At 39.8% G+C, this 26,043-nt stretch carries 19 protein-coding genes; 8 read left to right on the top strand and 11 right to left on the bottom strand.

What is annotated here, in order from left to right; genetic code table 11:
- The first annotated feature begins 47 nt into the window (after positions 1-47).
- Positions 48-1,880, top strand: a complete 1,833-nt coding sequence (locus JMN32_RS17010) for a tetratricopeptide repeat-containing sensor histidine kinase (protein WP_202857560.1) — start codon at positions 48-50, stop codon at positions 1,878-1,880.
- Positions 1,881-2,294: 414 nt separating this feature from the next.
- Here the strand turns inward: JMN32_RS17010 and JMN32_RS17005 are convergent, their stop codons facing one another.
- From JMN32_RS17005 to JMN32_RS16990, 4 genes are all read right to left on the bottom strand, one after another.
- Positions 2,295-2,819 (bottom strand): MarR family winged helix-turn-helix transcriptional regulator, encoded by a 525-nt coding sequence (locus tag JMN32_RS17005; protein ID WP_317191790.1) that lies wholly within the window; start codon positions 2,817-2,819, stop codon positions 2,295-2,297.
- A gap of 46 nt (positions 2,820-2,865) precedes the next feature.
- Positions 2,866-3,444, bottom strand: a complete 579-nt coding sequence (locus JMN32_RS17000) for a YceI family protein (protein WP_202857559.1) — start codon at positions 3,442-3,444, stop codon at positions 2,866-2,868.
- 236 nt (positions 3,445-3,680) lie between these two features.
- Positions 3,681-3,935 (bottom strand): RNA recognition motif domain-containing protein, encoded by a 255-nt coding sequence (locus JMN32_RS16995; RefSeq protein WP_202857558.1) that lies wholly within the window; start codon positions 3,933-3,935, stop codon positions 3,681-3,683.
- Positions 3,936-4,290: 355 nt separating this feature from the next.
- Positions 4,291-5,010: a tRNA1(Val) (adenine(37)-N6)-methyltransferase gene (locus JMN32_RS16990; RefSeq protein WP_202857557.1), complete on the bottom strand. Its 720-nt coding sequence runs from the start codon at positions 5,008-5,010 to the stop codon at positions 4,291-4,293.
- Positions 5,011-5,220: 210 nt separating this feature from the next.
- Between JMN32_RS16990 and JMN32_RS16985 the strand changes: the two genes are divergently transcribed.
- The 3 genes from JMN32_RS16985 to JMN32_RS16975 are packed head-to-tail and all read left to right on the top strand — an operon-like array spanning position 5,221 to position 8,140.
- Complete coding sequence (locus JMN32_RS16985) at positions 5,221-6,903, top strand: formate--tetrahydrofolate ligase (protein WP_317191789.1); 1,683 nt, start codon at positions 5,221-5,223, stop codon at positions 6,901-6,903.
- A gap of 33 nt (positions 6,904-6,936) precedes the next feature.
- Entirely contained in the window at positions 6,937-7,785 is an 849-nt protein-coding gene (gene fdhD, locus JMN32_RS16980; protein WP_202857555.1) for a formate dehydrogenase accessory sulfurtransferase FdhD, read from the top strand.
- Complete coding sequence (locus JMN32_RS16975) at positions 7,769-8,140, top strand: DUF7009 family protein (RefSeq protein WP_202857554.1); 372 nt, start codon at positions 7,769-7,771, stop codon at positions 8,138-8,140. The genes fdhD and JMN32_RS16975 overlap by 17 nt, the downstream gene beginning before the upstream one ends.
- A 109-nt stretch (positions 8,141-8,249) precedes the next feature.
- Here JMN32_RS16975 and JMN32_RS16970 read toward each other — a convergent pair whose 3' ends face one another.
- From JMN32_RS16970 to JMN32_RS16940, 7 genes are all read right to left on the bottom strand, one after another.
- Positions 8,250-8,705 carry a carboxymuconolactone decarboxylase family protein gene (locus tag JMN32_RS16970; protein ID WP_202857553.1) on the bottom strand — a complete coding sequence of 152 codons (456 nt, stop codon included), beginning with the start codon at positions 8,703-8,705 and terminating at the stop codon, positions 8,250-8,252.
- A 110-nt stretch (positions 8,706-8,815) separates the two neighbouring features.
- Positions 8,816-9,658 (bottom strand): sigma-70 family RNA polymerase sigma factor, encoded by an 843-nt coding sequence (locus tag JMN32_RS16965; protein WP_202857552.1) that lies wholly within the window; start codon positions 9,656-9,658, stop codon positions 8,816-8,818.
- A gap of 125 nt (positions 9,659-9,783) precedes the next feature.
- Entirely contained in the window at positions 9,784-11,187 is a 1,404-nt protein-coding gene (locus JMN32_RS16960; protein ID WP_202857551.1) for a S41 family peptidase, read from the bottom strand.
- A 78-nt stretch (positions 11,188-11,265) separates the two neighbouring features.
- Positions 11,266-11,688 carry a DUF3995 domain-containing protein gene (locus JMN32_RS16955; protein ID WP_202857550.1) on the bottom strand — a complete coding sequence of 141 codons (423 nt, stop codon included), beginning with the start codon at positions 11,686-11,688 and terminating at the stop codon, positions 11,266-11,268.
- On the bottom strand, positions 11,688-12,128 hold the full coding sequence (locus JMN32_RS16950) for a prealbumin-like fold domain-containing protein (protein ID WP_238354519.1): 441 nt from the start codon (positions 12,126-12,128) through the stop codon (positions 11,688-11,690). The genes JMN32_RS16955 and JMN32_RS16950 overlap by 1 nt, the downstream gene beginning before the upstream one ends.
- 185 nt (positions 12,129-12,313) lie before the next feature.
- Positions 12,314-14,773, bottom strand: coding sequence for a PspC domain-containing protein (locus JMN32_RS16945; RefSeq protein ID WP_202857549.1), 2,460 nt, complete (start codon positions 14,771-14,773; stop codon positions 12,314-12,316).
- A 54-nt stretch (positions 14,774-14,827) separates the two neighbouring features.
- Entirely contained in the window at positions 14,828-15,166 is a 339-nt protein-coding gene (locus JMN32_RS16940; protein ID WP_202857548.1) for a PadR family transcriptional regulator, read from the bottom strand.
- A 332-nt stretch (positions 15,167-15,498) separates the two neighbouring features.
- Here JMN32_RS16940 and JMN32_RS16935 point away from each other — a divergent pair, with 332 nt between their 5' ends.
- The 4 genes from JMN32_RS16935 to JMN32_RS16920 all read left to right on the top strand — a co-directional run bounded on the left by JMN32_RS16935 (position 15,499) and on the right by JMN32_RS16920 (position 25,627).
- On the top strand, positions 15,499-16,572 hold the full coding sequence (locus JMN32_RS16935; protein WP_202857547.1) for a putative type IX sorting system protein PorV2: 1,074 nt from the start codon (positions 15,499-15,501) through the stop codon (positions 16,570-16,572).
- Entirely contained in the window at positions 16,569-21,611 is a 5,043-nt protein-coding gene (gene porU2, locus JMN32_RS16930) for a putative type IX secretion system sortase PorU2 (RefSeq protein ID WP_202857546.1), read from the top strand. Before JMN32_RS16935 ends, porU2 begins: the two co-directional genes overlap by 4 nt.
- Positions 21,612-21,998: 387 nt before the next feature.
- Positions 21,999-24,986 (top strand): ligand-binding sensor domain-containing protein, encoded by a 2,988-nt coding sequence (locus tag JMN32_RS16925; RefSeq protein ID WP_202857545.1) that lies wholly within the window; start codon positions 21,999-22,001, stop codon positions 24,984-24,986.
- Between the two features lie 11 nt (positions 24,987-24,997).
- Positions 24,998-25,627 carry a response regulator transcription factor gene (locus JMN32_RS16920; RefSeq protein WP_202857544.1) on the top strand — a complete coding sequence of 210 codons (630 nt, stop codon included), beginning with the start codon at positions 24,998-25,000 and terminating at the stop codon, positions 25,625-25,627.
- Positions 25,628-26,043 lie beyond the last annotated feature (416 nt).

Raw genomic sequence — 26,043 nt, 5'->3', positions numbered from 1 at the left:
GTTTGCCGTTATACAGTCAAAATTCGAATAGAATAGATAGTCTTGCTATGGCTTATAAGGAAATGAGTTTTCCTGATGATTCTACTCATTTCGAATATTTGCATCAAATTTTTGTTAAACACAGGAATCCCAATACAAGGATTGAGTTTGCAGGAATAGCTATTAGACTTTCAAAAGAGAACAATAATGAGGATTGGCTTTTTAGGGCACTTTTAAACATTGGTTACGCTAATAAGCTGAAAGGTGATTTGGATCAAGCGTTAGAAGCTCTTTTTAAGAGCCTTAAGTATGTTGATGCCAGTAGAGAATACAGTAGGGAGGCCTCCGCATATAATGCAATTGCCAGCGTCTATAGGCTTCAAGGAAATTACAGGCTTGCTTTACAGTATTATCAAAAGGGGATTGGTATATATAAAGTACATAAAGATACATTAGGTCAGGCTACCCTATTGATGAATTCAGGTGAGTCATATAGGTTGAATAAGCAACTTGACTCCTCATTGATAGCTTTCAAATTGTCGAAAACGCTTTTTTCGATTAAAGAGCATCGTACCGGATTGGCATATAATCATGGAAATATAGGTCTTGTATATGCCGAACAAGGTCAAAATGATTTGGCGGAGGAAAATATAAATGAGGCCATTGGTATACTTAAGGGGTTAGGTGATACATATGCAATTTCAGTCTATGATACTTACATGGCGGATATATACAAAGATAAGGGCGACTATGAAAGAGCATTGGAGTATGCAAATCGAAGTCATAAACAGGCTGTTAAGGGTGGTTTTAAAGAGCAAATAAGAGACGCTTCGCTTAAACTTTCAGAACTCTATAACGACCTTAGGGAATACGAAAGGGCTTTTGAATTTCAAAGTCAATACATAGTTTACCGAGACAGTATCAATAATGAAGAGACTATACGGAAGATGGCGGATTTGCGTACTGAGTATGAAGTTTCTCAGAAGCAGGCAGAAGTAGATTTGCTAAGTGTCCAAAAGCGCAATCAACAGATTATAGGAGTCGGACTGACCATTGTAACCATACTGGTGGGTGTTTTGGCTTTTATGTTTTATAAAAACAGTAAGCAGAGGCAGCACACAAATTACATCCTCAGTGAACAAAAAGAAGAAATTGAGACGCAGCGAGATCAGTTGGATGAGTTAAATCAATCCAAGGATAAGTTCTTTTCTATCATTTCTCATGATTTACGTGGGCCAGTTCATGCTTTTAAGGGGATGTCCAGGCTCATTAAAATGTATATTGATCAGAACTGTATAGATGAACTGGTTGAACTTAATGAACACTTTGATCACTCTGTAGATCAATTGTCAACCTTACTGGACGATCTGTTGGATTGGGCAGTTTCTCAGCAAGGAAAAGTGCCCTATAGTCCTGGAATGGTTAACCTTCATGATCTTTCTAAGGATATTATGGGGTTGTTTAACAATATGGCCCAAGCTAAGAAAATTAGCTTAACTACACATATTCCTGAAGATATTCAGCTATGGGTGGATAGTAATAGTTTAAGAACCATATTGAGAAATTTAGTGAATAATGCGTTGAAGTTTACAGGGGAAGGGGGCTTTGTAACGCTATCAGCAGAAAAGGATGATGGTATGGCTGCTGTACATGTTGCAGATACCGGAAGAGGAATTCCTCAAGAGGAATTGAAAGGTTTATTTAAGCTTGCCGGACACAAGAGATCATGGGGGACAGAGGGGGAAAAAGGACTTGGTCTTGGGTTACAGTTAGTTTATTCCTTTTCAGAAATGAATGGCGGTAGCATTACTGTAGATAGTGAAGAAGGTGTGGGAACCACCTTTACTATACATATGCCTTTGTTTAAGGGGGTACTCACGTCAGAAGTTGTTGGTTCTTAGTCGATCATAGAGCGCTTTATTTCATTTTTTATTGCAGGTATAGTCTTTAGATAAGCATAAATAGCTTTAGACTCACTGTCTTTTAGCTGAATATATGGCATCATGGGCTCTCGTAGAGTGGGCTCATTTTCCTTTATTCCATACTTCACAGCTTTTACAAACCGTTCTTTTGGCCGCTTTCAGGGGCGGATGTCAGGATAGTGGTTATCATTACGTTACCTTGACTGTCAATAGGTTTGTTACCTCCTCTCATGAAACTGCTATTGTTTTTCACCAGCAAAAATTATAAGGGCAACACAACCTATGTTAATCAGAATGGCTTTTAGTATCTTTTTCATGGTTGATGACAAACGGGAGAACCATGTGATAAGCTAAAATTGCGCGATTAATTTATGCTTTTTGAAGGATAAATTCTTATTCCCTGATTTTGTCTAATAGATCATTTAGGAGCTTTGCGTCTTTTTCAGATAAATTCCCCAGTTGACTGTCCAGTTTTTCAACAGCACTATCCATTCTCTTAAGCAGAGCTAAGCCGTCGTCGCTGATGATGACATCTACAAGTCTACGGTCATTGGGGCAAATTTCTTTACTTACCCAGCCTTTTAGGGTAAGGCGATCTACAATTCTGGATACATCAGAGTTTCTGTCAAGCATCCGCTCTTTAATAACGCAGGTTGATATGGATTTGGGGTGTTGGCCACGCAAAATACGCAAGACATTGTATTGTTGATTGGTAATGCCAAAAGGTTTAAAAAATTCCTTATGTCTGTTAACCAGCCATCCGGATGTGAAAATCAGGTTTAGAGTAGCCTTCTGTTTTTCACTTTTAAATTTTTTTTGCTGTATTTCTTCTTCAAAATTCATTTCTATGGGATTCATCTCCAGCGATCTACAAGTGAAACAGGCATATGGGTAATAGGTGATAGAACCTAAGCCCATATTAATTTATAAAAAAACTGGAGGGTCTTTTTAACCCTCCAAGATACTAACCTTTTTTCTGTAACTCAACATTACAGATGATATTGACTTCATCTCCTACTACAGCGCCACCGGCTTCAGTCAATGCACCCCATTTCAACCCGTAATCTTGTCTGTTAACAATTCCGTTAATTTTGAAACCTGATTTGATGTTTCCCCAAGGGTCTTTAACAGTGCCGTTGTACTTCACATCAAAAGTCACTTTTTTAGTTACACCTCTCATAGTGAAATCTCCAACTAGCTGATATTTAGAACCTGATTTCTTGATCTTACCATCAAATTTAATTTCAGGATACTTTTCAGCGTTGAAGAAATCTTCTCCTTTTAAGTGCTCATCTCTTTTCTCGTTGTCTGTGTCGATAGAAGCTACTTTGGCAGTAAATACAACTGCAGCGCCATCAAAATCTTCTTTGCTGCTGGTAACAGTAGCATCAAATTCTTTGAAGTTACCTTCAGTTTCTGAAATAACCATATGACTTACAGTGAAGCCGATGTTAGAGTGAGCGGCATCAATTCCCCATTTGGTTTGGCCGAAAGACATACCAGCAATAAGTACTAAGGCTGATAATAGACTTACTTTTTTCATGATTCTAATTTTTGTGATTTCAATTTGTTTCATGCAAATATAAACGATGTTAAAACAATAATGTTTAAACAATGAATAATTTTTTGAAATTTTCTTTTAAGATTTTCAAGAGCAAGCTTTTAGCTATTGTGTTTAACCTGGTGGAGGTGTTGGGTAGGAGGTGGTGTGGCTGAAAATAAAAAAAACCGTCTCAATTATGAATTGGGACGGTTTGTAACACTGATGTTTATTATAAATTAATAAGTTTCAGTTTTCGGTCTCGCTTCTTTAACAACGATAGTTCTTCCGTCAAATTCAGACTCATTGAGTGCCTGAATAGCCTCTCTGGCGGCATCATCATCTGGCATTTCAACAAACCCGAAACCTTTAGATCGTTGTGTTTCTCTGTCAAAGATAACTTTGGCAGAACTGACTTCACCAAATGCTTCAAACTGTCTTTGGAGTTCTTCGCTGGTGGTTCGGTAGTTTAGCTTTGCTACAAAAATGTTCATTGGAAATAATAAATTAATTAAAAACACGATGTTTGAGTGTCAGGGAGTAGCAAGGTTAAAAGAGGCCCTTGCTATATCAAAGAGGCCCAAATATCGATATAAAGATAGTAGAACTCATCCATTAATGCTAGTGATATAAGCATTGTTTATTTTTAGGTAACATTAAGGTTATTTTGGATTTTAACCTATTGTAAGTCAGTTTGTTGTTGTTTTTGGAGATGGTTTCTAGTCTGTGCTTGACGCTTATTTTTAAATTTTTTTAACCTTCCGAACCTGTTTTGATCAGAACATCAACCTACATGCCAAGGGAGGCTTTTGAGTTGGCTTTGAAGCTTAAAGAGACTCTGATTTTACATTATAGTTTAATATGAAAGTCGCGTGTCAGTTTTTTGTACTCTTCTGTCCAACTACCATCTTCACAGTACTGAACTAGCTTGTTCTCAGTAAAGGGAGAAGCTTGGCGGCTAAACTCAATTAAGAGGCGTTCGGAAGGTTTCCGGGCTTTAGGGTGAAAAATGGTTTTGTGACTAACCGATAAATTGTTATTAGCGGCCAGAAAAATAAAGTGTTCACTCTCCGTAACTGGTAATATAACACAAAATTTACCAGAGTCTGATAAAAGCCTGGTAACAGCTTTGATTAGGTCCTCTTGGGATAATTGACCCGTGTGCCTGGCTTGGTGCCTGTTGGTTATTGGGGAGGGTGTTCCTGAATTAAAAAAAGGAGGGTTGGATACAATGAGGTCATAAGTGTGTGCAGCATGTTCGCTGAAATTTTGAATGCTCTCATGAAAAACCCTTACCCTTTCAGTCCAGGGGCTATGCATCACGTTGTTAGTAGCTTCGATCACTGACTCCTGATCGATTTCAATGGAGTCTATGATAGCGGTGGGGTTACGCTGGGCTATCATTAAAGCGATAAGTCCTGTGCCTGTACCAATGTCAAGTACAGTTTTGGAACCGCTTACACAAGCCCAGGCTCCTAACAAAACACCGTCAGTTCCAACTTTCATGGCACTTTTCTCTTGTTTGATACTAAATTGCTTAAAATCGAATTGCCCCTTTCTTCTTTTCACACTACAAATATGCATGTAGAAAAAAGCTAAAACAATAGATTATTGGATGGAGGAACGTTCGTTGCGTCGTAATTTTGCATCTTGTTATGTAGCTGTCTGGTGAAAAGTCAGTTAAATACACTCACAAAAATAATATGGTTTCCAATTACCCTGTTAAATTTGAATAATGTAATCACAAACGATGAATTTTATATCAAAATGAGTACTTCAGTGAAAAAAAAGCCGGGAACTGACCTGGAAATAGCCCAATCAGCAGACCTGCGTCACGTTCGTGATGTTGCTTCTTCAGTCGGTATACCCGAAGATAGTCTTGAAATGTACGGTAAGTACAAGGCTAAGCTGCCTTTAGATCTTATAGATGAGAAGAAAGTAGCTCAAAGTAATCTTATATTGGTTACAGCAATGACACCTACTCCGGCGGGCGAAGGTAAAACTACTACCTCAATTGGGTTGACAGAAGGATTGAATCGTATAGGAAAGTTAACAACAGTAGTACTCAGGGAGCCATCACTCGGCCCTGTCTTTGGGATGAAAGGAGGGGCTGCCGGAGGAGGGTACTCTCAGGTAGTACCGATGGAAGATATAAATCTACACTTTACCGGAGACTTTGCGGCCATAGAAAAAGCGAATAATCTACTTGCGGCTATGATTGATAATAATATTCAAAGTGCTAAAAATAACCTGGGTATTGATCCTCGTACTGTGGAGTGGAAACGTGTGATGGATATGAATGATCGCTCGTTGAGAAATATAGTATCCGGTATGGGGGGGAAGGCAGGAGGTATGATGCGTGAAACTGGGTTTAACATTACTGCCGCATCCGAGATTATGGCTATCCTTTGTCTTGCCAGGAATATGGATGATCTAAAAGCTAAAATTGGTAATATTTATATAGGGGATACCTATCAGGGAGAAGCCGTATTTGCGAGAGATATTAAAGCCGAAGGGGCTATGGCAGTTTTGTTAAAAGATGCCATCAAACCTAACCTGGTTCAGACACTTGAGGGTAACCCTGCTATTCTCCATGGAGGGCCGTTTGCCAATATTGCGCAGGGTACTAACTCTGTTATTGCCACAAAAATGGGGATGTCATTGTCAGACTATGTGGTAACTGAAGCTGGTTTTGGAGCTGATCTTGGAGCTGAAAAATTCCTGAATATCAAGTGTGGATATTCAGGATTGTCTCCCAAAACTATTGTAGTTGTAGCTACTATACGTGCTTTGAAGTACCATGGAGGCCAGCCATTGGCAGAATTGAAAGAACCTGATACAGTGAGTTTGTCTAAGGGACTCCTGAACCTTGAGAAGCACCTTGAAAATACAAAAACCTATGGTGTACCAGCAGTTGTTGCCATCAACAAGTTTATCAGCGATACAGATGAAGAGATCAGTTTGGTGAAAAAACGTTGTGAAGCATTGGGTATCCGTGTGGCGCTTTGTGAGGGCTGGGAACATGGAGGAGAAGGTACCAGGGAGCTTGCAGAGCAGGTGGTGGCTTCTGTAGAGTCATTTAAAGGCAAATATAGCCCTGTGTATGACTGGAACTGGGGGGTAAAGGAGAAAATTGAGGCTGTAGCGAGAAAAATATATGGTGCGCGTGATGTGGAGTTTTTACCTAAAGCAAAGCAAAACCTTAAAAAGATAGAAAGAATAGGTCTGAATGATAAGCCGATTTGCATAGCCAAAACGCAAAACTCCTTCAGCGATGACCCTAAGTGGCTGGGAAGGCCTGAGAATTTTACTTTGACGGTGAGAGAAATAGAAATAGCAGCCGGGGCTGGTTTTTGTATACCGATAACCGGTAACATGCTGCGAATGCCAGGGCTGCCTGCTTTACCTGCGGCTGAGGGTATGGATATTGACAATAATGGTAAAATCACCGGGCTGAGCTAATTGTTAACATTTGCTGTTTTAAATCAAATAGCGATGGATAGAGTAGACAAGGCAGAGATATTAAAAGTTGGGGAGAGGGCTCCTGAAATTAAGCCGGACCTGATAGCTGTTGAGGAACCGCTTGAAATTCGTATAGGTTTTGGGGCTGAGCAGCAACGTGAGCAACGAAGCATATCCGTTACTATGAGAACCCCAGGGCATGATTTTGAACTGGCACTAGGGTTTCTGTTTACCGAAAATATTATATTGTCATACGATGAGGTAGTAAGCATTCGTTATTGTCAGGGTACGGGCAAACAGGCGGAGAAAGAGAACGTGGTGCGAGTGGAACTGTCACCTTCTGTGCAGATCGATTTTAAAAAGATTGAACGACATTTCTATACATCGTCTAGTTGCGGTGTTTGCAGTAAGACGTCTATAGATGCAGTTAAAACTGGTTGTCCCGTAATCAGCTCTGCTTTGAAGATTGATGAAAATGTCATCCATCAGGCGCCTGATATATTACGGGCTGAGCAACGTGTATTTGAATATACTGGAGGGTTGCATGCAGCAGGCTTGTTTAACAAACAAGGAGAGTTAATGATCATGAGAGAGGATGTAGGAAGGCACAACGCCTTGGATAAACTGGTAGGAACTGCTTTGGTTAAGCAGATGATTCCTCTGTCAGATTACTTTGTGCTGGTAAGTGGGCGAGCCAGCTTTGAGTTGGTGCAGAAGTCGTTAATGGCTGGAGTGCCTCTAATGGCGGCTGTAGGTGCTCCGTCAAGCCTGGCAGTTGCTTTGGCTACTGATTTTAATATGACCTTGTTGGGCTTTGTAAGAAATCAGAGCTTTAACGTATATTGTGGAAGGGAAAGACTGGCCTATGAAAATAAGAATTAAAGGAAATACACTGCGACTTCGACTCTCGCAGAGCGAAGTGGAAGAGGTGAAAAGTGAAGGTAGAACTAGCGATAGCATTAATTTTGGTGTCCGTAAGCTTATTTATACACTACAGGTAATTGATCAGCCAGAGGTTACGGCATCGTATGATGGGGATTTTATTATGATCGATGTTCCTTCTCAGGTTTCAGAACAATGGGTTAGTTCGAATCAGGTTGGCTTTGAAGCAGAACAGCCATTAAAGGATGGTGACAAGCTTCATATTTTAGTGGAGAAAGACTTCCAATGTCTCAATCCAAGACGAGGAGAAGATGAAAGCGACCTTTTTGATAATCCATTAAACGATGTTTGCTAAGAAAGTACGTATTCAGGTGCTTATCTGAAAAAATCTTATATACAAAAAAACTGAGGCCGTTCAAATTGCTTTTGAGACGGCCTCATGTTTAGGCTGTCACTACTAAAAGTTAATGCTGCCCTACCTCGTAATTTCCAGGAGTAAACTTAAAGCAATTAACTAATCTGTTCCACGAATTGATCTGGGCAACAGCCAAAGCAAGGTTGGCAATCTCTGCCTTCGAAAAGTGTTTTTGAAGCTCTTCATAAAGGGCCTCGTGTATTCCCTCTTCTGGTAAAAGTGTTAATGCCTCAGCCATGGCTAACATAGCTTGTTCCCTTTCTGAGTAATATGGAGCTTCTCGCCATGCAGATACTGAATACAAACGAAGTGGTGATTCACCTGCATGAGTGGCTTCTTTGAAGTGCATGTCGAGGCAATATGCGCAATTGTTGATCTGAGAAGCTCTGTAGCGCATAAGTTCCAACTCTTTAGTGCTGATCCCTGAATCACGTAGCTTTTCTTCAGTTTTTAACATTCCTGAAAACAAATCCTGTGGTAACTCCTGATATGAAATTCTTTCCATGATTTTATATAGTTTTTTGATTTTAAAAATGATTCATGGATATGACAGAAAATCGCGGGAGAGCGTGACGCTTTTAGTTGATTTTTTGCAAAAAGAATAAAAAAACTGAATTATAGGGAAGTCAGGTTTTTTAACTTTTCAGGATTCCTTACGAAGTAGATACGTTCTATAGTGCCGGTTTTGCTAAACTGGAATACTTGACAAAGGCGAATGGCTTGACCTTCGGTATACAATAGGGCAGGTTGATGGTTTAACTCGGCAAGGTTTATTTTGACATTGCTATGTTTATAAAATTTCTCATAGATGCCAAGGAGCAGTTTTCTAACATTTTTAGGTCCAAAAATAGCCTTTCTTATAGCAGAGACTTCCTTGCCTCCATCAGAAACGGCTTTAATATCGTTGGTTAACATTTGTTGCAATGCTTCTGCATTACCATTAATCATGGCTTCAACAAATAGCTTCAGTTTGGTCTCATTCTTTTCTGCGCTGGGAGTTATAGATGGGTTTAACCGTTGCTTTGATCTCTTGAGTATTTGTCGACAGTTTTCGACAGAAATGTTTAGTAATTTTGAAATTTCAGCATGACTGAAATCAAATGATTCCTTTAAGATGAATATGGCTCTTTCCTTTGCGGTTAGTTGCTCCAGCAAGACCAATAATGAATAGGAAAGGATGTGTCTGCGATCCATCTCGGTATCCAGGTGTACAGGTTCAGGCAACCAGTCTCCGGGATAATCAGAGAGCCTTTCTTTTTGTTTGTCTTTGAAGTTGATGGCGGCATTTATCACTGACCTGATCAGGTATGACTTCTCATTCTCAACCTTTGCGTGATCTACATTTTGCCATTTGATCATCGTATCCTGTATGATGTCTTTGGCATCTTCGGCATTTCCTAAAATGTTATATGCATAGGGAAAAAGGATTTTCTGGTATTCATCAATATTAAATGCCATAGTTTGCTTTTGAAGTGCAGCTGTGAATCTAGGAAAAAGGAATAAATGCACATAATAGTGACTATCCAAAAATACAAACGGCTACCCCGTAAAGAAGTAGCCGTTTGTATAATATCATGTGAGCTTTATTTCAGAGGCCTGTCAAAAATAAGTCTGTTGGTTCTTGGTTTTTTGTCAACAGAAGTCATTATCGGGCTGAACTCCTTTCCTGAGGTTCTGCTCTGGCGTCCGCCCAAGCTGGTTCCCTGGATTAACTCAATGGCACGGGCCAACAAGGGTTCTTCGATATCACCCAGAGCCTTCATTGGGTATTGGAAGTCGTTAACCAGGTTGCTTCCTAAAGGAGCAAAGCCATTGTCATAGCCAGAATACATTTCACTATTAAAAATCTTGAAGACTATTGGAAGTATACCATACTTATTATTTTCATTGTCCTGATCATCAATAGGAATGGAGCCTACGTTTTTACCTACAGTGGTGTCACCTATAATCGTCACATTCATATAGGGATCAAGCCCGTTGATGATCAATTCACTGGCGGAAGCTGTATTTGATCCGGTGAGTACATAAAGTTGATTGCCAATATCGCTGCCTATATTCTCTGGTTTGCTAAGAAACTTTCCTCTTAGTATATCATCTCCATCAGGCTGACTTTCGATATAATTTTGATACAGGTCATTCCACTGGTTTTGATAGAAAACATCAGTAGAGCTAACACCCGGTGCTAACAAGCTGGCCAGGTTAGTGGCTGATGATACCGAACCACCACTATTGTATCTCAGATCTAGGATCATTTCATTTACACCGTTGCTTTTGAAATTGGCTATAATCTGATTCATTTCTGTATCATATTCTTTTGCATCAGTTGTACCGGGAGAAAAGAAGTTATATACATAGTAACCAATTTTTCGGTCGCCGATGGTGAGGACCGTATCCAGTAAGTTAGGGTTCTCAGCCAAAACTACCGCTGACAGGTTGACGTTGCCCTGGTCTTCGTAGGCAGATAAGCTTTCATTGTATCTTCTGTAGGTGATGGAGTGGTCATTGTAGATTTCAGGGACTAATGTCCGATAGTTTGATAAAGTGATGGTGGTTCCATTGATCTTGTAGATCACATCTCCTCTTTTTAGACCTGCAGTTTTTGCTGACGAGTTGTCTTTGGTATAAACAACAATGACAATTACATCGTTGCTATTTTCAACTTTTGCCAACGCAAATTCATACCCGGCATCCTTACTTACACCGCTCAAAGAGTTGATGAGGTCTTGATAATTAGGGACGATCACGGAGAATCTGTCATCTGAATAAACAAGGTCGTAGAAAAGCTCTTCAGTATCTTTTGATTTGTCTACGTTCGCAGGTATTTCATCGGTCCAATAATAGACCTCTTTCATAATATCGTAGAGCCAGTTGTTGGTGTCTACTTTTAACTGTTCTTCGGGGCTTAATGAAGGATCATCATCCTTACAGCTTGAGAAGCTGATAAGAACGGCTAATAGCAGCAGAAGTGTACGGTTAGTTTTTACCATTATATATTAATTTTTAAATATAAAAATACGAACTCCAGACCATGAAAAAAAATTCTTTATGGCTGCTGGGAAAAATGATTAGCCTACATTGATCAGAAAGCTACTTAAACCTAGATACAGACAAAGTGGGGAGTAGTACTTTGTGTCAAGTGAGGCAAATGTATTATTCTTGATTTTTTTCATAAAGCCAACATACCTGAAATCCCCTATAGCGCGTATGGTAAATATTGCTCCGATAAACCAGAGGCCATTAGTAATTAGCCATTTCGGTAATGAAGGTACGGGAATAAAAGAGTAGATCATAAAAAATGAGGCAAATGCGAGGAGGCCAGCCGCCACTACAATGCAATCAATGGTACGGGGTACGAACAATAGTTCCCCGTTTTGTGTCCTAGGTAAGACATTTTTGGCAGCCCAATTGCCGCCAAATGCCCAATAAATATGTAGAGCACCTAGCAGCGACAAAATGGTGGTATTGATAACAGATAGAGTAGATATCATTAGTAAACAGCTTTATAGTTAATGTTTATGATTATCTCGGTTATTTCACCTGCTTTGATAGTGACGGGGTTAATATGGCCTTCTCCATCAAATACATTGGCGAACAGTCCTTCTTTCTCTTTTGTGAAAATAGAGTATGTTCCAGGAGGCAGGTCAGTAGAAAATTTCCCGTTTTTATCTGTTATAACTGTTTTGATTAGCCTGGAGGGTATCTCATTGTAAAGTTGATTTTCCTTTGTGGCTTCATCCATGGACGTTACCTCATAGATGAGTATATCCCTTTGTACGGGTCTGCCTTTATTAGATTGGCCGGGACCAGGCATAAAGTTTCCTTCAAACCAAAAAACCTGACCTTTAACGCCTTGCGATGTTTGTTGAGCAGTGCTGCTTCTGCATGCTATAAAGGACGCAGCCATAATGAAGAGCAGTGAGAACTTCATGTATTAAAAACTTGGTCTGATATAAAGTTACACTGCATTTGGCTAATTGCTACAATTTGGCACTGTTTTATTAAAACATGGAGTAATGAAATAGTCGTTTTATGATTGAATTGATAAAAATAAACCCGTCACCCTGAAAATATTCAGAATGACGGGTGTTCCTTTATCTCGTTGATTATAAAGATTTATAAACCATTGCGCTCGCTGGTTACTCTGGCTCCTCCTCGATAGTTTACTTTACTTGCAAACGTCTCTTCGATTTCCAGTTCTTTAGTAACATAAACTTTGGCGGTAGAAGCACCGTGTGCCTCAATAGCGGCATTGCTAACTTTAAAATCATCGGCATCCATATGCGAGGCTCCGGATAGGTCGGCACGGAGGTTCAATGATTCTCCGCTTAAGATCATTTCCGAGGCTCCGGTAAGCTCAACATCCATGTCATCAATCTGAATGTCTGATAGTTTTGCGTAAGATGCTCCCGTTATAGAGAGGCTCAAGTTGCGTTGCTTGAAGTTATTCATATAAAACTTGCATGCTCCGGTTAGTTCTACTTCCGTTAATTCGGGAGTATAAACGGTAATTTCAATATCATTTCGGGTAAGATCGCGTAATATCAATCTCCTTGGACCGTCATAGTCTATAAAAAGTTTATCCCCTTCAACATATACATCAATGTCATCAATATACTTTTCTTGTCCATTGATCCCCACTTTGTATGCTTTGGCATTCACTACATTAATGATGAAGGCACTTTCTGCATCTATGGCTTGGAAGCCGTCACGAAATGTATATTCCTTATCAAACTCACCATTACTGTACCTACTGGTTTTTGTTGGATATGTGTCATTGCTATCTTCTTCAAACCTACCCTCATCTTCAAAACGTTCAGGGCAGGTGGTACATTTCAGGCTACCCTCTTCAGTGAATATCCATGTATTGTTTTCCATATCGGATACCCTGTAACCATTGCGATAGATGGTGTTTCTGATGATATGTTTCATATCTTCCTCCATCATAAAGGGTTTGTTGTAAGGTATATACAATGTCATGTCAAGGTGCTGAGCCCTGAAAATAGCATCATCTTTAAACCTGATGTTAGAGTCAAAAGTAAATACAGAGTCCATAAAGGTTACATTGTAAGAGATCATCTGAGCATTTTCAGAAGCTTCTTTTCTTGAACGGCCACGAGATTCAAAAACCTGAACTAATTCATAACCCGAGCCGCTATGACCTCTGAGTTTTAAGGTGGTTACATCATAGTCTTCCATACCCACTTCTTTCAGGGTTAATATTGCAGTCTTGTTACCCAGATCATAGTTTTCAGTTACTTTGTGCTCACCCTCTTCTCTGAAGTTATAAACAATCCTTGGAATGTTGGCAGATACGACGATGCCACTAATGATAAATATGGCAAATAATGACCAGCCTACGGTGGCATTAAAAATTATTCTCTTGCCAATGATGGATGCTCCTAAGAGAATAAGGAAAATGCTGGGTACCGTTATTACCAGAAAAGCGGCAATAGAAGTAAATGTTGGAAAACTATCAGTGATAAGGTCTAACGGAAGCCCCATATTTTCATAGCCGCCAAATGCGGGGTCGTACAGGAAGCCGGTTGTGAAGATGCCAAGAAACGCTCCTAAGGCTATTACCATAGCAAGAACTGCTGACACCCCGGTGATAATAAATATAACCCCTGCAATGACTCTTATGAACTCAACGAGAAAAAGCATGATTGGTCCCAAAGCCTTGCCTAAGCCATTGATAATAGCTGCAATTAACCTGAATGGGAAAAGTAGGATCTTGATCAGGATATTCTCTTCACCCTCCTCTACATGAAGTCCTTTTTTAATGTTGGACTCAATGTTGCTAAGCGTAACAGGGTCCCCCTGCATTTGAACTTTGTCTGTGATGGACTTAGCTTCCGGGAGTATAATCCAGAGGATAATATAGGCTAATAAGCCTGAGCCACCAAGAAATGTAAAGATCACGAACAATACGCGTATTACTACCACATCTACACCAAAGTAAGTGGCTACGCCTGACGAAACCCCGGCGATGACTTTCCCATCCGGGTTCCTGTACATCTTCTTAAGCTTTTTATCTTCAGAAAGGTCATAACTAGGAGGGAGCACTACCCAAAGTATGATGTATGCCAGTATCAGGCCTCCATAGCTGCCTAAGAACAGGATAATGGTAATTAAGCGTATCCACAAGGGATCTATGTTAAAGTAATGGGCCATTCCTGCACAAACACCGGCCAGTAATTTCCTTTTCTCGTCACGGTACATCTTTCTGGATGTAGTGTCTGACCAGCTTTGGTCCGATTCCTGTTGAGATCCACTGTGTTTTTGACCTTCATCGGGAGTGTCTTGCTCTTCCACGGCCTGAAAATCCTTGATGCTACCCATAGTAGCTATGAGGGAGTCAACATCTTCCGTATTGATAATCTGTTTGCCTTCATTTAATTTGGCAAGGAATATTTCAGCAATACGGCTTTCAATGTCTGCAATGATCTCTTGGCTGCCTTCAAAACTGGAAAAGTACCGGTTGATGGAGTCCAGATAGTCCCGAAGCTTTTCAAATGCATCTTCTTCTATGTGAAAGATGATGCCGCTGATATTTATACTGATATTCTTTTTCATTGTTTTGAGTTTTTTAATCGATAGAGTTAAAGTTTCTGGCGAGCTGTTGTCAAATTAGCTCTTGACCTTTTTTGAAGTTATTAGTTTGGTAGACTTTACCAGATCTTTCCAGGTGCTGTCAAGACTATTAAGAAAGCCATTGCCTTTATCCGTAAGCGTGTAATACTTACGGGGCGGACCTGAATTAGACTCTACCCATTTATACTCTACCAGGCCTGATTTCCTTAGTCGTGTGAGTAATGGGTACAAAGTACCTTCAACAACCATGATTTTTGCCGTTGTTAATTCCTCCAGCATGTCGGAGGCGTAAACCTCACCACGGGAGATGATATGCAGGATGCAATACTCAAGAATACCCTTTCGCATCTGCACTTGTGTGTTTTCTAGATTCATACATTCTTCCTTTTATAAGAAATGTCATTGGAATGGTTGCGTGGTCACAACCACTCCATAAACATCTCTGAGTTTTTGACCTTGTTCAAGTATACGGAAAAGGTACTGTGTATGGCCAAGTACTAAGTAAAAAATATTAGCTTGTATTAAAAGTTCGTATTTATTTTATATCAATTATTAAAAATGTTAAATGTTTGGCTGATTTGTAGAGGAGGTCTGTTACTCTTTTCAATGATAAGGTATTAAACAGTTGAACTTTATGTGGTAAGAACTTCTTTTGTGTCGGATTCATTTTAGATATATTTACAACATATCATTCAGGCGTTGTTCAAATGGCTAAAAACATAATATTTATCTTCGTATTCTTTCTGCTTTCTTCTGAGGTACTGGCTCAAAGTGCTCCTAAGTATAGCAATGAGTTCTTGTCTATTGGGGTAGGGGCTCGGGGGTTAGCAATGTCCAACAGCCAGGTGGCTCATGTTTCTGATGTCACTTCAGGTTACTGGAACCCTGCGGGATTGTTAGAGGTTAAGGATCAATACGAGTTTACTTTAATGCATGCAGAATATTTTGCAGGCATCGCCAAGTATGATTACGCAGCTTTTGCTACGCCCGTAGATTCAATGAGCCATTTAGGTATTTCAATCATTAGGTTTGCTATTGATGATATTCCTGATACACGCTTTTTATATGATGCCAATGGTGCAATTAACTATGACAAAATCCGGTTTTTCTCAGCGGCCGATTATGCCTTTTTGCTGACCTATGCCCGAAGGGTCAATCTGATCGAGGGACTAAAACTTGGTGCCAATTTTAAGATAGTGCACAGGAAAGCAGGCGATTTTGCCAACGCATGGGGGTTTGGTTTAGATGCTGGTGCCCAGCTGAAGCGAAAGAATTGGCAGTTTGGGTTAATGCTGAGAGATGTAACAGGTACTTTTAATGCCTGGACACATAACACGGAGCTAGTGATAGATGTGTATACCCAGACAGGTAACGAAATACCTGAAAATTCGGTAGAAGTAACTTTACCTAAGGCTATATTGGGAGTAGGTAGATACATACCTGTAAAATCAAAATTTGGGATACTCGCATCTTTAGATTTGATTACTACCTTCGATGGTAAGCGCAATACGGTAGTGAAGTCAGACTTTGCATCTATAGAGCCGGCTCTTGGTTTGGAGTTCGATTATAAAAGAATAGTCTTTTTAAGAATGGGAGCAGGTAATATACAGGAAGTAAAAGACTTTGATGAGTCTACTTATAAAACTTTTCAGACAAATTTTGGGTTGGGAGTAAAGATCAAGAATATAACTATTGATTATGCACTTACTGACATCGGTGACCAGTCTGAGTCGCTATACTCACATGTTTTTTCACTTAAGGCTGGTTTGAATAAAAAATGATGAAGAGATTAGCACATTTGATAATATTCGCTTTTGCAGCCGTTACGGGGTATGGACAGGACTACGGCAATGAGTGGATAGATTATAACAAGCAATATTATAAAATACCGGTGGCCAAAGAAGGGATCTATAGGATCTCCCATGCAGATCTGGTCAATGCCGGTTTTCCTGTAAACTCTGTTGATCCTCGCAGATTGCAGCTCTTTCATAGAGGTAAAGAGCTGGCTATTAATGTGCGGGGGCAGGGGGATGCTATATTTAATACCTCTGATTACATTGAATTTTATGGTCAGAAAAATGATGGGAAGTCAGATGCAGATTTATACAAACCTACAGCGGCACAGCCACATCAATTTTATAATATTTATACCGATACTACAGCCTATTTTCTAACCTATAATGTGTTGCCCGTCAATGGTAAGAGGATGGCAACATTCTCAGAAAACAATATCAACGGACTACCTGTGCAGACCTCGCATGGGGCTGAAACCATGCTTATAAATACTGACCAGTATTCCGGTGGACAAAGCTTTAATGCCAGCGATGTTACCAAGTACAGCTACTTCGATTATGGAGAGGGGTGGACCGGACAAATGATTCAGGAAGGGCAAAGTATAGATTACATACTTGGTGGTGTGAGTCAGTCAGTGCAATCAGCAGGTAATCCAAGGTTAAAAATACTACTGGTTGGACGGGATAATGTAATACATAGAGCTGAAATATTTGTAGGACAAAACCCGGCATCTTTGAGGTCACTCGGACCAGTACAGTTTGATCAATACAATGCTTATTTATATGATGGAACCATAAACTGGTCAGATATTAACTCAAGCGGGGAACTGTACGTAAGAATATCCGCATTGGGAGTGAGTGGCAATAATGACAGGTTAAGCATTTCTTATTTGCAACTGGTGTATCCACAGGCTTTCAACATGGCGTCAGCCAATACCCAAAAGTTTAACCTGAATACAAACGTAGGCAATAAGTCTTATGTGGAGGTGCAAAACGCACCTGTTACACCTTTGATATTTGATATTACAGACCCGGAAAATGTTAGAAAAATAGGATACAATACATCTGGTTCTACCATTAATGCAATCGTGGATAACACCAGTTCCGCCAGGAAATTGTGGGTTAATGGTACGAGCTTTATTACTCCGGTTCTAAGTAAAGTTACCTTTCAAAATATTAATCCTGCCAATTACGATTATATCATTATTAGCCACCCCATATTGATGAAGCCTGCAGGCAGTGTCAGTGATCCGGTTCAGGCCTATGCAGATTATCGGGCATCCTTTGGGTATAATGTGCTGAAGGTCGATATCAACATGCTTTACAATCAGTTTAATTATGGTATTGTAAACCCTCTGGCTATTTATCGTTTTATGCGCTATATGGTGAATAACGGGAATCCGAAATACCTGTTTCTGATAGGAAAAGGTATTGACCCAATGGCTAACTTTCATAGAAATACTACCGGCTACGTACCTGTTATCAAATTTGGAGTCACTTATAAAGTTAGAGATCTGGTGCCCTCTGCAGGTTCCCCGGCGTCAGATATTTTATATACGGCCGGCCTGAATGGAACAACGTATGAGCCGGCTGTTCCGGTAGGTAGGCTTCCTGCAGTCAATTCTGGACAGGTTTTAGCTTACCTTGATAAGGTCAGGGAAATGGAGGCATTGCCTTTTGATGCATTATGGAGAAAGAGGCTCTTACACCTCAGTGGTGGGATTTCAACTACTGAATTGACAGTGTTCAGGAGTTACATGGATGGTTTTTCCAATATAGCGGAGAGTAAATACCTGGGAGGAAAATCGAAAACCATTTCCAAGGAATCCAATAGTACCGTGGAACTTATTAATGTTGATGAAGAGGTCAATAATGGTCTTAATCTGGTCACTTTTTACGGACACTCAGCGCCATCGGTAACAGATATTGATATTGGTTATGTTTCTGATCCTTTGCTAGGTTATAATAATAGTGGCAAGTACCCTTTCTTCCTGGTAAATGGTTGCAATGCGGGCCAATTTTTCAATGCCAATGTGCTTTTTGGAGAAGACTGGGTGCTGGCAGAAGATAAAGGTGCACTGGGGTTCATTGCTCATAGTTCATTTGGTTTTGCGAGTAATCTAAAAAAATATACAGATACTTTTTATAGTACTGGTTATGCTGATTCAGTTTATATCAGCAAAGGAGCAGGAGACATCATGCAGGAAACGGTTAAAAGGTATATGGCTACATCATCAGCCTCATCTGCAAACATTACCCAAGTGCAGCAGATGGTATTGTTGGGTGATCCGGCTGTGAATCTTTTTGGGGCAGAAAAGGCAGATTATGAGATAAATGATAATAATGTGTATCTGGAATCATTTGATGGAAGTGTAGTATCGGCTCAGCTGGATTCTTTTGCGGTTAAAGTAATTGTCAGGAATTTTGGAAGGGTTTCGTCCAGAAACGTGACCATGAGAGTGACTCGTACTTTGAGTAATAATGATATAATGGTCTACGACTCAATATTTTCCCCTGTATATTTTCAGGATACACTCACCATGGTTATTAAAAATGAATCTGCGGCAGGGTTTGGCAATAACCAGTTTTTAGTAGAACTGGATTATACTGCAGAAATAGATGAACTCAATGAAGGAAACAATACAGCAATACTCAACGCTTTCATACCACTGTTTGGTACTAAAAATTTGTATCCGGTAAATTATTCCATTGTTTCTGCTCAGCCAGTTGAACTATTGGTGCAAGCCACTGATATTTTATCAGCAAGCAGAGACTTTATCATAGAAATAGATACGGTAAAAACGTTTAGCAGTCCCTTTAAAAAACAGAATACCATCAACAGTAAGCTGTTAGCAAGCTGGCAGGTGTCTTTGTTGCCAGATATTGCAGCTAATGATAGTGTAGTATATTTTTGGAGGTCAAAATTAGCCCAGGCTGGGGAGGATGAGAATGAAGAGTGGGTTGTCAGTTCGTTCATTTATATAAAAGATGGACCGGAAGGGTGGTCGCAAAGTAAATTTTCTCAATATGATGAGAACGAACTGGACGGACTGAATAGAGATGACCCAAATAAAAAGCTGATTTATAAAAAGTCTGAAATTGATGTTTATGTTAAAACTTATGGGGCTGCAAACCCTGCGGGGGTTTATGATATCTCTGTGAGGCTTAATGGAACAGAGTATATTATTGCTAACGGCAGGCCATGCCGTGATAACACATTGAATATCCTTTCATTTGATAAATCTTCGACAATTCCATACCCGGCAATCCCATTCATAATCACTGATAGCCGAACTTGCGGAAGACTCCCACAAGTTATTAATAGTTTTACTCGTTCTGAATTTGAGGTTGGTGATGAAAACCTGTTGACTTGCATCGATAATATTAACGTTGGAGATTCTGTTATTGTGTTTACCATTGGTAATCCCCAGTTTAGTTTGTGGTCTGCCGCGGTTAAAAACAAACTGGAGGAAATAGGAGCCTCAACAGCAAACATTAATGCGCTGGCTGATGGAGAACCTTATATGCTATTGGGAAAAAAGGGGGCCTCAGCAGGCAGTGCCACAGAGATAAAAGCTACGATAGCTCCTGCAGATGAGCAGGAAATTGAGTTAAATGAGAAGATAACTGGCATTTACTCCAATGGTATGATGTACTCCACGCTCATTGGCCCTGCTACACAGTGGCAATCCCTGCTGTCTAATGTTGCTATTTCAGAGACCCCTCAAACAGATGTTTATGGCATAGATGTGTATGGAGTAAGTGCGGCGGGTGATGAACAACTCATACGAAACAATGAAACAGCAAAAGAGGTAGATATTAGTACTATTGATGCAGGACAGTATCCATTTTTAAGGTTGAAGTATAATATTGAGGATGATGTGAATCTCACTCCAGGCCAGCTTCGCAAATGGCAAGTGCTATACTCTGGTGTGCCTGAAGGTATATTATTGGTAGGCGATGAGACCGCCCAGAAAAAGGAACGCCCTGAAGGGGATATTGTTGAAACTGCTTTTGGGTTTAAGAACATCTCTGCTAAAAACTTCCCGGATTCGGTCACCGTAAAGTACACACTGTTTAACCAGGATAACCGGTCTTCGGAAGTTAAAAATCTCAAGATTAAATCTCCGTTACCGGGAGACACAACTAATTTTGGTTTTAATTTGAAAACACTGGGTAAGGTAGGTCTGAATGATTTTAATGTTTTTGTCAACCCGGATGATTACCCAGAGCAGTACCTTGAGAACAATGTCTTTGATTATAAAGGCTATTTGAAAGTTATTAAGGATAATATCAATCCACTTATTGATGTGGTTTTTGATGGTAATTATATTATGGATGGAGATATTGTTTCACCGACTCCGCTAATTTCCATCAGGCTGAAGGACGAAAACCAGTTTATACTCAAGCAGGATACTACCGATGTGAACATCTTCCTGCGTAAATGCGAGACTTGTGATTTCAAACGAATAGCTTTTTCTTCAGAACGATTGCAGTGGTTCCCAGCAGATGATAAGAACGATTTTCGCGTGGAATATAAGCCTGATTTCAATGAAGATTTCGACCCTGCCAAAACTGATCCTTATATATACACCTTAAGGGTAGAAGCAGAAGATGCCAGCGGCAACGCCTCGGGTAGCGAACCTTACTCCATAAATTTTGAAGTGGTGTTTGAATCTTCAATCACTAACTTTTATCCTTATCCGAATCCGTTCTCTTCCAGCACAAGGTTCATTTTTACTTTGACTGGAAGCGAAATACCCGATGAGATCAAGATCCAGATTATGACAGTGTCGGGAAAGATAGTTAGAGAGATTACTCAAAATGAATTGGGTCCTGTGAGGGTTGGTAATAACGTTTCTGATTTTGCTTGGGATGGGAAAGATGAGTTTGGTGATCAATTGGCCAATGGAGTTTACCTTTACAGGGTAATTGTGCGTCAGAATGGAGAAACTTTGGACCATAGAGAAACCTCCGCTGATAAGGCTTTCAAAAATGGATTTGGAAAGATGTACCTGCTACGCTGATTGTATGAAACCTTTGTAAGTCACTTTCCTTGCGTATTCCGGTAAAGTTATAGGACGGTGGAGAAAGGCACTAAGCATTTGCTTAGTTAAGCTGCTAATAGTTTGATAAAGCTTACCGTTCGTCAGTACTGGCGGGAGCATTATTCCAAACAGCATTTAACCCCAACCTTTAGGGCTTATTTGGATACTAATACTATGGCTGCTGGCACATATTGTTGGCATGGAGTAGTCTGAAGGAAAGGATATTTAAGGTGAGGTAAAGACAATTCAAACACTTATCTTAATAGTATAACCTCCCCCTAAATGGGTGATATATTTTTTCATGCTATTTTGCGTAATAATTGAGATTAATAGCCAGTGATTCGTCGTATTCTTCAATATGTCCTAATGTTAAGTTTCCTGGTTCAGGAATATTCGGGCTATGGACAATCTTATAACTTTATTAACTATGGCATTTCTGATGGTCTTGCCCATGAGAAAGTACTGGATTTTTGTGAAGATAAGTTTGGCAATCTTTGGATAGCTACTTTAGGTGGAGGTCTGTCAAAATTCAATGGCCTTACATTTCAAAACCTGACCATCCGCGATGGCTTGGCAAGTAATTATGTCCGGGATGTAATGGTGGATAACCAAGGTAACATATGGGCAGCTACGGCTGTAGGTATATCTCGTTATGACGGTAGGCAGGTCCGAAATTTTAATATTGCCGATAATAATGACAGAGAAAACTCTGTTAATGTTATCTATGAAGCTAGTGATGGTAATATCTGGTTTTCTGCACCAACAGGAGGTATAGGTAAGATTGATACAAAAACAGAACAGATAGAGGTTTTTGAGGTTCCTGGCAGCACTCCTAATGACAAGGTTATTGCAATTACTGAAGATAAACATGGTGTGCTTTGGTTTATTTCAGCTGTAAAAGGACTTTTTGCTTATGATGGCAGTGGCTTTGTAAATTATGTTGATAATTCTGAGTTCAAAGGTTATCTTTTATCTGTTTGTGCAGATGACAATGGGGTGCTTTGGCTGGGCTCTAACAAAGGTTTACTCAGATTTGATCCGGCACGGCCTAAAGTTATCAATGATTTTTTCCCTCCCCTCAAGGGTATTTTTATCAAATCAGCAATTGTAAAGGATACATCCAATTTTTGGAGCGTTTCTGCCTATGGCATCATGCAATATGATCATGGGCAGGTGCGGACATTTGGGGAGCAGCAGGGTTTTACTAACCTTGTAGTTAATAATATATACTGCGATCGGGAGGGAATCATTTGGGTAGGCACGGATGGTGATGGCATCTATAAGCTCTCTAATGAGATTTTTGTGCGTTATGGCCGTGAGCATGGACTACACAACTATTTTATCACCTCAATACTACAGGACTATGAGGGTAAGTACTGGGTAAGTTCCTATGGAGGAGGGGTAGATGTATTTGATAAAGGAAGCTTTCGCAATCTCAGCACTTCAGATGGTTTGAGTAATGCCTATATCTGGGCCAGTACACTGGATAAGCAAGGCAATGTGTGGCTGGGTACCAAGGGATCTGGCTTAATAAGGCTGGACGGTGAAAACTATACTTACCTTGACATGGAAGACGGACTGGTTTATAATTCTATACGGTGCCTATTCAGTGATAGCCAGAATAATTTATGGATCGGTACAGCTAATGGTTTGAGTTGTTATGATGGGAAGTCGTTTTACAATTACAATGTAGACAATGGTCTATATGACAATACCATATGGAGTATTTCAGAACCCATGGAAGGAAAAATAATGATTGTCACCCGTAAAGGGTTCAGCTATTATATGGAGGGCGAAATGAAGAAGGGCTTTAATGATAAGAAGGTCTTTAATAAAAGAGTAAATGTAGCTCTTGAAGATGTTTATGGTAACTATTGGATTGGCTACTCCGGGCATGGATTGCTTAGGATTAGTAAAGACAGAAAAGAATACGAATTGCTGACAACGGATAATGGACTGACTTCAGATTTGGTATATAATCTGATATTTGATGATGATGGAAACCTGATAGTAGGCATGGAGCGTGGAGTGGATAAGCTTTTTCTAGAAGGTAAGAATGAGATAAGGAGGATAAAAAATTACGGAAAGACCGAAGGGTTCAAAAATATTCAAACTACTCATAATGCAGTATATAAAGATAAAGAAGGCAATATTTGGTTTGGTGCACCCGATGGTGTATTTAAGTTTCAGCCCTATAAAGAGCATCCTAACCGGGTAGAACCTGTAACCTATATTTCTGGGGTGAAGCTTTTCTATCATGAGGTAAACTGGGGTAATTATGCTGATAGCACTTCTAATTGGCACAACCTTCCCATTGATCTGCAGTTGCCCTACAATGAAAACAATTTGGTGATTGAGTATTTTGGCAGCAGTCTTAATAATCAACCTGAGGTGACCTATAAATTCCGCTTATTGGGCCTGGAGAAGGAGTGGAGTCCGTTGACTGCAAAATCGGAGGCGGTGTATACCAATTTGTCACCAGGCGAGTACACCTTTGAGGTGCTGGCCTCTAATAGTGATGGTGTTTGGAATGAGGAACCTGCAACTTTCAAGTTTGAGATTGTGCCTCCATTCTGGCAGGAAGTGTGGTTTTTCCTTTTACTTCTGGTGTTGATTGTGGCAGGTATTAAGTTATTTAATGACTACCGGGTAAGGGCTAACCTGAATAAAATACTTACTGTAGAGCGCATACGTGCAGAAGAACTGGTGAAAGTAAGAAAACGGATGGCCAGGGACTTTCATGACAATATGGGAAACCAACTGGCCAGCATAACAGTATTTGCTAACCTGATCAGTCTCAAGCTTAAGGATAAATCCGATGAGATTGATGAACTGCTCAAAAACATAGAAAAGCATACCAAATCCCTTTTCAATGGCACCAAGGATTTTATCTGGTCTATAGACCCTGAAAGTGATCACCTCGGAGAGGTTTTTACCTACATAAAGGATTTTGGTGAAGACCTTTTTAATAATACCAATGTTTCTTTTTTCTCTAAAGCGGACGACCTGACGCGCAAAGATCTGTCTCTACCTTCTGGTTGGAGCAGGCAGATTGTACTGATATTTAAAGAAGCTATGACCAATGCTTTGAAACATGCACAGGCTGATGAAGTTCACCTGGATTTAAACCTTGTCAAAAATGAATTCGTTATAGTCTTTAAAGATAACGGTGTTGGCCTTGATCATAACAGGCTTGGAAAAGGGCATGGCTTTAAAAACATGCGTTCCCGAGCCTCGCAGATAAGTTGTACAGTGGAGGTCGAAAGTAAAATCAAGAGTTACGGTACCATTATTCGCTTTAGAGGAAGTATTCAGTTAGAACCCAAGAACGAGAAATTAAGATTTAATAATTAAATGAACATGAGATGAATTACTTCAGGTCAAGAATTGTAATCGTTGAGGACAACGACGCGGTAAGGGAAGGCTTTGCTTTGATTATCAATAGTGTTAGCGATTATTATGTGGTAAATGCTTACGATAACGCTGAGGACTGCATCAAAAATTTAAAAAAGGATAAACCAGAGATTATACTTATGGACCTGGAACTGCCAGGAATCAATGGTATAGAAGCCATTGCTTTGATCAAGAAGCAAAACCCCGGGATAGAGTTAATTGTAAATACCATTTATGAAAATAGCGATCTGGTTTTCCAGGCTTTGTGTGCCGGAGCCTCCGGTTATATCACTAAAAACACCAGTCATACAGAATTGCTGGATGCCATTGATGAAGTAATACAAGGTGGTGCCCCAATGAGTAGTAAGATAGCCAAGTTGGTTGTTAATTCATTTCAGAAAAATCCAAATTCACCACTTTCCAGTCGGGAGACCGAGGTTCTGGAGTTGTTAGCTAAAGGCAAAAGTTACAGTATGATAGCTCAGGAGTTATTCATAACCAAAGAGACAGCCAAATCACACATTAAAAATATATACTCCAAGCTTCAGGTGAATAGTAAGTCGGAGGCTATAGCTAAAGCTACCAAGGAGAAATTAATTTAAGAGATAAGTAAAAAGTACTCTTTCCCGCAGTGTATTCACCTTCATGTAGCCTTATATATTTCTTAATTCTATTTGTTTTGATGTGGCTCAATCCTGTACAAGAAACTTGGCTATTATACAGAGTAACTTTTCTTTTTTGTTTCCAGGCAGAGCCTTATGGAAAGTACCCTACATAAACTAGCAAACCGTTTAGGGAGACTCTGTTATTACCCAATTTGGAAGGATCAACTTTGAATTAATCGCTGCCACACCAGTGCCTAACACTTTTGCCAATTATTGTATCTCATATCCCGACCTGATTTTACCCAAAAGAGGAGCTAAATACCGACTTTTTTATATGCTTAGGTTAAAAATAACCTCAAAATCCATCATTTCGGAGGATTTTTCATGCATGCAGTTTAGTGAACTTTGATTAA

Source organism: Fulvivirga marina, from assembly GCF_016775155.1.
Taxonomy (GTDB): Bacteria; Bacteroidota; Bacteroidia; order Cytophagales; family Cyclobacteriaceae; genus Fulvivirga; species Fulvivirga marina.
This window is presented reverse-complemented; position numbering and strand designations above follow the sequence as displayed.